Below are 5870 nucleotides of genomic sequence, written 5' to 3'. Positions count from 1 at the left end.
ACTGAAGGAAGCTACCCATTCCGGCAATACCCGTACTATCTTTGCAGTTATTTCGAGAGTTTTACGGTAGCTCGCAATCCATAGTCTTTATCCGGGAAGTGGCCAAGTCAAAGGATTAGCTTGGACTTCAAATATCGCGCAGAGCCGCTGGACGACGGCTTTCTTCGGGCTGGCTATCTCCCCCTGCTCGAACGCGACGATCTGAAGACCGCTTCCGGCCAGACCCAGCAACTCGCCCGGCTCCAGCAGGAAAGCAGGCGAGGACGGCCGCCCGAAGCGCTCGTTGCCGCGCGCGAAGGTTTCGTAGATCAGCACCCCTCCGGGCTCGAGCAGGCCGGTCAGCAGCGGCAGCAGGGGCCGGTGCAGATAGTTGGTGACGACGACGGCGGCGAACCGCCGGTCAGGCTGCAGAGGCCACGGACTGCCGTCCTCGAGATCGGCCCGCAGCAGATCGACTTCGGGACGGCCGGCCAGATCGGCCACCCCGCCGAGGTCCCGGTCGATCCCGGTCACGGGATGGCCGGCGCCGGCAAAGAGCCGGAGATGCCTGCCGCTGCCGCAGGCGATGTCGAGGACGCCGCCGCCTGGCCTTGCCAGCGGCGCAAAGCGCCGAACCCATGCCGAAGCTTCAGGAGTGTCGTGCATTCCGGTATCCTCGCTTCCGCTTTCATCTTGGTCTAACGAATTCGTGCATATATTACAGTGCATGCTTGCCGGTAAGTCGGTGGTCCTGCGGCGCCATCAGGAGCGGAACGAGAAACGGCCGATGATCCTGTTCGATCTGAAGTGCGGCGAAGGCCATGTGTTCGAGGCCTGGTTCAGGAACAGCGGCGCCTATGATGCGCAGGCCGCCGCGAACGAGATAGCCTGTCCCCTCTGCGGCGACAGCCGGATCGCGAAGGCCCCGATGGCTCCGCGGATCGGAAAGTCGCGGCAGGATGTCGAGAAGACCGAAACCGCCGCCCTTCGCCGGGCGGAGGTGATGCGAGAACTGGTGGAACTGCGCCGCAAGGTGGAAGAGAAGTGCGATTATGTCGGCGACCGCTTCGCCGAGGAAGCACGCCGCATCCACTATGGCGAGATCGAAAAGCGCGACATCTACGGCGAAGCGACCGAGACCGAGACGACGGAGCTCAAGGAAGAGGGGATCGTGGTCGAACGGATCCCCTGGGTTCCGACGACCAACTCCTGAAGCCCTTCGCGGTCGTTTCCGGTACTGCCCTCTGTCCGGTCACGTCCCTGTCCGGTCATGTTTCCGGACGGTCGCGGCGGCGGGACGGCATGAGCTGGGTGGCGCCTGGGTTCATGCGCCAGCTTTGCAGGATGGGCAGTGCCGCTTCCGGCGTGACCCGGTCGTAGAGGGCCAGCACGCGCGACAGCTCGCGCGGATCGACGATCTGTTCCCCCGGCCGGGCGGCCCGGCTGAGCAGGAAGATCGATGCGAAGAACCCCTTGTCGATCTTCAGGGCGCGGCATGCCAGGGTCAGGGCTTCTCCGCCGCTTTCCGCGATCAGCAGATGCATCGTTTCCGGCGCCAGCCCGGCGATCCGGCCGAACAGGGCCTTGAACAGGTCGATCTGCCCCAGCCGCAGCGTCTGGATCAGGATGGGCGGCGTGATGGCTCCCGCTTCCGCCAGGCGCTCGACGGTTTCCAGCTGTTCCCCGGTCAGGCTGGTCCGCCCCCGCGTGCCGTCCACCAGGTCCTGGACCGTCGACTGGAGCGCCGCGTCGAGTTGCTGACGGGGAATGGGATAGCGGTCCAGGATGGCCCGCCGAAGCTCCTGCGAGACGAGCCAGTAGATCCTGGTCGCAAGATCGGAGGTGAGCTCCGGCCGGCCGAGCAGCGGTTCGCGGAGCGGCGGGACGCGGCGCGCGGCGGCCGTCAGCTTGGCCATCGCCTGCGGAGACAAGCTGGCGCCCCGGTTGCCGAGCAGCGTTTCCGCCACCTGGACGCTGCCCATTTCCACCAGGGCGTCGGCTACCGGTGCGCTGACCGCCGGGCGTTTCGCCACGGCGATCTGATGGGCCTCCGCGTGGCGCAGGACGATGTCGATGAGATCGGCATCCTGAAGGACGCCGCTGTGCAGCAGGACCGGTTCGGCGATCTCGATCCTGTCGTTGGCCAGCAGGACGATCAGGTCATGCGGAGCCTGATCGTGGACGGCCAGACGCTGGGCCAGTCCCAGCCGGACGTCCATCTCGGCGTCGCGGATCACCTGCCGCAGGATATCCACGACAAGGTCCATCTCGCGATGCGACAGGTCGTGCCCGGCGAAATAGAAGTCCCCGACCTTGTCGGCCAGAGCGCGACGCCCTGCCTGGGTACGGTCGCGCGCCATTTCGAACAGTTTGGCAAGATGCGCCATCGTACCGCCGCCGGTCTCCATATCGGCTCCCATCTCCACTCCGCTCATGGGCATATCCCGAAGCGATCCTGCCGCAAGCGCGCGGGATCAGGGGATCCGCCATACAGAGCGTCGGATGGAAACTCCCTTAATTCCTGAAACATCGATAACCAGTAGCCCATCGTCACGACCCTTCTGGTCGGGCGGTTTTAAGAATGGAGCCTTGTCTCCACTGACTTCGCAGTCTCCCCAGCATGAAGATTCTTCCTTAGCAAGTTGTTAACTCTTGTCTGCCGCTGCCGGTATGGAAACCGTGAAACATGAGTCAAAACAGTGACATTTTAATTGTTTTAATTCGATATTCGCCGGTTCGGCAGAATATGAGGCTGATGGTCCATCCCTCCGCCCGATCGGAGCGAATACTTTCGTCGCATTGGTGTGGCTATACACTGCCGATACGCGCTATGATTCTTTTGAGTACTTTCGAAAGAGCCCGTCCTTGGGGCCGGACCGGGGTGCTGCGGCACATGGATCGCCCGTGATGCCGCCGATGGGATGCCAGGGAGAGTTCGATGCAGATCCATTCTTCGGGTACGGCTCCGGCTGCGGGGTATTCCGCTGTTCAGTCCGGCGCAAGCCGTCCCGCTGACGGCGCCACCGCCCAGGACGGCCAGCAGGACGGCGGCGTCAAGGCCAATGGCAATGGCGGCGGCAACCAGCCGGTTCAGGACCCCAGCGCCACGCGCGGGCGAATCGTCAACATCACCGCCTGATCCGATCCCGCTGGGCGCGACTGCCGTTCCGCTTGCCGCGCGGCACGGCCTGAGCCACATTACGCCCATGAGTTCCGAATCCACACCAAGCGGACCCGTCGTCCGCATGATCCCCGATGGGGATGACCGCCAGCGTCTGGTATGCACGGACTGCGGCTTCATCAACTATGAAAACCCGAAGATCGTGGTCGGTTCCGTCGCCGCGTGGGAGGATCGCATTCTCCTGTGCCGCCGGGCGATCGAACCGAGCAAGGGCCTGTGGACGCTGCCGGCCGGCTATATGGAACTCAACGAAACGACCGCCGAGGGGGCGAAGCGCGAGGCCTGGGAAGAAGCGCGGGCGAGGATCGAGATCGATTGTCTGCTCGCGGTCTATGAAATCCCCCGCATCAGCCAGGTCCAGCTCATCTACCGCGCGCGCCTGCGCTCTCCCGACGTGGAGCCGGGACCGGAAAGCCTGGAAGTGGGGCTGTTCCGCTGGGACGAGATCCCCTGGGACGCCATCGCCTTCCCCACGGTTCACTGGGCGTTGGACGAATACGACAAGCGCCGCCGCGAGCACGAGTTCAGCCCCGCCACCAATCCGGAGCCGGAACCTCCGCCACCGCTGGGTCTGTAAACGCCCGACGCCGCCGCGCCGGATAGCCGAACGTTCACCATCTGGAAACCATGCTGGATCATAAAGGGTTCGAACACCCCTTCGTTCGGCAGTCCGGGGACGACCTTGTCCATCAAAGAGCAGATTCCAACGGCCGGCGGCGCGCTCGATTATGAAACCTCCAAGCGGATGGCGCAGAGCGAGGATGCAGCCACCCGCGCGCAGGTGGCGAGCCGCGAGGATGTCCGCCCGGAGCTGCTCTACTATCTGGCGATCGACCCGGCGGTCGAAGTCCGCCGCGAAGTGGCGGCCAACCCGGCGGCGCCGTCCCAGGCCAGCGCCGTCCTGGCGCGCGACTCCGACGACAGCGTGCGCAGCCTGCTGGCCGGCAAATTTGCCCGTCTCCTGCCCGACTTGTCGCAGGAAGCCCAGAGCCAGCTCTTTCAACTGACGGTGCGGACACTGGAGCAGCTGGCGAGGGATCAGGCGGTCGGCGTCCGGCAGGCGCTGGCGACCAGCCTCAAGGATGTCGCCTGCGCCCCGCCCGACTTGTGCCTTCACCTTGCCCGCGACATCGAGCAAGAGGTTGCCGAGCCCATCCTGCACTATTGCGCCACGCTGACCGACAAGGACCTGCTCAGCATCATCGCTGACCAGCCGAAGTCATGGGTGCTGAGCGCGATCGCCAAACGGGACGGCGTCTCCGAGCCCGTTTCCGCGGCCCTCTACGATGCCGGCGACATTGCGGCGTCCACCGTGCTGATCGACAATTCCGGTGCTTTGATCCCCGAGCATACCCTGACCGGCATGGTCGACGACTCGGTCGGGTATCCGGCTTGGCAGATGCCGCTGGCGCGCCGCCCGAAACTGCCCGGACGCCTGGCGGTCCGCCTTGCGGAGTTCGTCGACCAGCATGTCCTGACGATCCTGCGCCAGCGCCGCGACCTCGATGCGGAAACGGCGGAGGAGGTGGTCAGCGTCGCTCGGCGCCGGATCGACTATCGCGATCAGCGGACCGAGGGAGAGTCGCCGGAGCAGCGGGCGCGGCGCCTGTTCACCATCGGTCAACTGGACGAAAGCGCCATCAGCGACGCCTTGTCGTGGAACGACCTGGTGTTCGTCAAGCTGGGGCTGGCGCTGCTGGCCGGTATCGTCCCGGCGATCGTCGACGACATCATCGCGGCTCAAAGCCCCAAAGGCGTGACCTCGCTCGCGTGGCGGGCCGGGCTCAGCATGCGGTGCGCCATGCAGCTCCAGTCGCGTGCCGCCAACATACCTCCTCGCATGCTGCTGAACGCCCGCAACGGTTTCGACTATCCGCTGACACCGGTGGAAATGAGTTGGCAGTTGGAATTCTACGGCGCGAAGCTGTAGACATTCCGGATGCACCGGACCCGCCGAGACCCGATCGTCGAAAGATGCCGCCCAGGCCGCCCAGGCCGACCAGGCCACGGGGCATGACATCGGGTGGAATGTCTTTCCAGGTGATGTTGATCGTGCTTCTGGCGGCGTTCCTGCATGCCAGCTGGAATGCCGTGGTCAAGTCCAGCCGGGACAAGTTCCTCGATATCGTGCTCGTCACGGGTGGTTCGGGACTGCTCTCCGCCCTGATCCTGCCGTTCCTCCCCTTGCCCGACCCGTCGAGCTGGCCCTATGCGGCGGCATCGGTGGCGATCCATGTCGGCTACTTCGCCCTGGTCGCGGCCGCGTACCGCGCGGGCGACATGAGCGTGGCCTATCCGGTGATGAGGGGGACGGCGCCTCTCCTGGTGACGATCGCCAGCGGTCCGCTGATCGGCGAGTATCTAGGTCCCGGCGCCTGGGGCGGTGTCCTGCTGATCTCCGCCGGCGTCCTCTGCATGACCCTGGCGGCGTCCAAGGCGCCTGCCGGGACGACGGGAAGCGCCACGGCGCTCGCCCTGGCCAATGCCGTGGTCATCACCGCCTATACCCTGGTCGACGGGACCGGCGTCCGTCTGTCCGGCCATGCCGCCGCCTATACGATGTGGGTTTTCCTGGTCACGGCGCTTCCCCTGACGGCCTGGGCCTTGCTGAGGCGGCGAACCGACTTGATCGCACATTGCCGCTCCCGCTGGCATTTCGGGGCCATCGGGGGCGTTTGCACCCTGGGATCGTATGTGCTGGCCTTATGGG

The 5870-nt window shown here is 65.2% G+C and carries 7 protein-coding genes; 5 read left to right on the top strand and 2 right to left on the bottom strand.

Annotated elements, in window-relative coordinates; genetic code table 11:
• Window positions 1–87: 87 nt before the first annotated feature.
• The gene (locus AC5JJ6_RS37955) at window positions 88–645 is read right to left on the bottom strand and encodes a class I SAM-dependent methyltransferase (RefSeq protein WP_496047002.1); all 558 of its coding nucleotides are present in this window, start codon (window positions 643–645) and stop codon (window positions 88–90) included.
• Between the two features lie 61 nt (window positions 646–706).
• On the opposite strand from AC5JJ6_RS37955, the gene AC5JJ6_RS37950 reads away from it, so the two are divergent.
• Window positions 707–1192: a DUF1178 family protein gene (locus AC5JJ6_RS37950; protein ID WP_496047001.1), complete on the top strand. Its 486-nt coding sequence runs from the start codon at window positions 707–709 to the stop codon at window positions 1190–1192.
• Window positions 1193–1247: 55 nt separating this feature from the next.
• On the opposite strand, the gene AC5JJ6_RS37945 is transcribed toward AC5JJ6_RS37950, so the two are convergent.
• Complete coding sequence (locus AC5JJ6_RS37945; protein ID WP_496047000.1) at window positions 1248–2414, bottom strand: DUF2336 domain-containing protein; 1167 nt, start codon at window positions 2412–2414, stop codon at window positions 1248–1250.
• Between the two features lie 503 nt (window positions 2415–2917).
• Here AC5JJ6_RS37945 and AC5JJ6_RS37940 point away from each other — a divergent pair.
• From AC5JJ6_RS37940 to AC5JJ6_RS37925, 4 genes are all read left to right on the top strand, one after another.
• A complete protein-coding gene (locus AC5JJ6_RS37940; protein WP_496046999.1) occupies window positions 2918–3118 on the top strand; it encodes a hypothetical protein in 201 nt (66 codons plus the stop codon).
• 67 nt (window positions 3119–3185) lie between these two features.
• Window positions 3186–3737 (top strand): NUDIX hydrolase, encoded by a 552-nt coding sequence (locus AC5JJ6_RS37935; protein WP_496046998.1) that lies wholly within the window; start codon window positions 3186–3188, stop codon window positions 3735–3737.
• 105 nt (window positions 3738–3842) lie between these two features.
• Window positions 3843–5090 carry a DUF2336 domain-containing protein gene (locus AC5JJ6_RS37930; RefSeq protein ID WP_496046997.1) on the top strand — a complete coding sequence of 416 codons (1248 nt, stop codon included), beginning with the start codon at window positions 3843–3845 and terminating at the stop codon, window positions 5088–5090.
• Window positions 5091–5203: 113 nt separating this feature from the next.
• On the top strand, window positions 5204–5870 hold a 667-nt coding region (locus AC5JJ6_RS37925), incomplete at its 3' end, for an EamA family transporter (RefSeq protein WP_496046996.1).

The sequence above is a fragment of the Skermanella sp. genome (assembly GCF_059503625.1).
Note: the sequence above shows the minus strand (reverse complement) of the source record. Positions and strands in the feature narration are given on the sequence as shown.

Bases quoted from the DNA above. Each gene is read 5' to 3' on its own strand.
- AC5JJ6_RS37955 (WP_496047002.1), bottom strand. From the start codon at position 645: ATGCACGACACTCCTGAAGCTTCGGCATGGGTTCGGCGCTTTGCGCCG.
- AC5JJ6_RS37950 (WP_496047001.1), top strand. From the start codon at position 707: ATGCTTGCCGGTAAGTCGGTGGTCCTGCGGCGCCATCAGGAGCGGAAC.
- AC5JJ6_RS37945 (WP_496047000.1), bottom strand. From the start codon at position 2,414: ATGAGCGGAGTGGAGATGGGAGCCGATATGGAGACCGGCGGCGGTACG.
- AC5JJ6_RS37940 (WP_496046999.1), top strand. From the start codon at position 2,918: ATGCAGATCCATTCTTCGGGTACGGCTCCGGCTGCGGGGTATTCCGCT.
- AC5JJ6_RS37935 (WP_496046998.1), top strand. From the start codon at position 3,186: ATGAGTTCCGAATCCACACCAAGCGGACCCGTCGTCCGCATGATCCCC.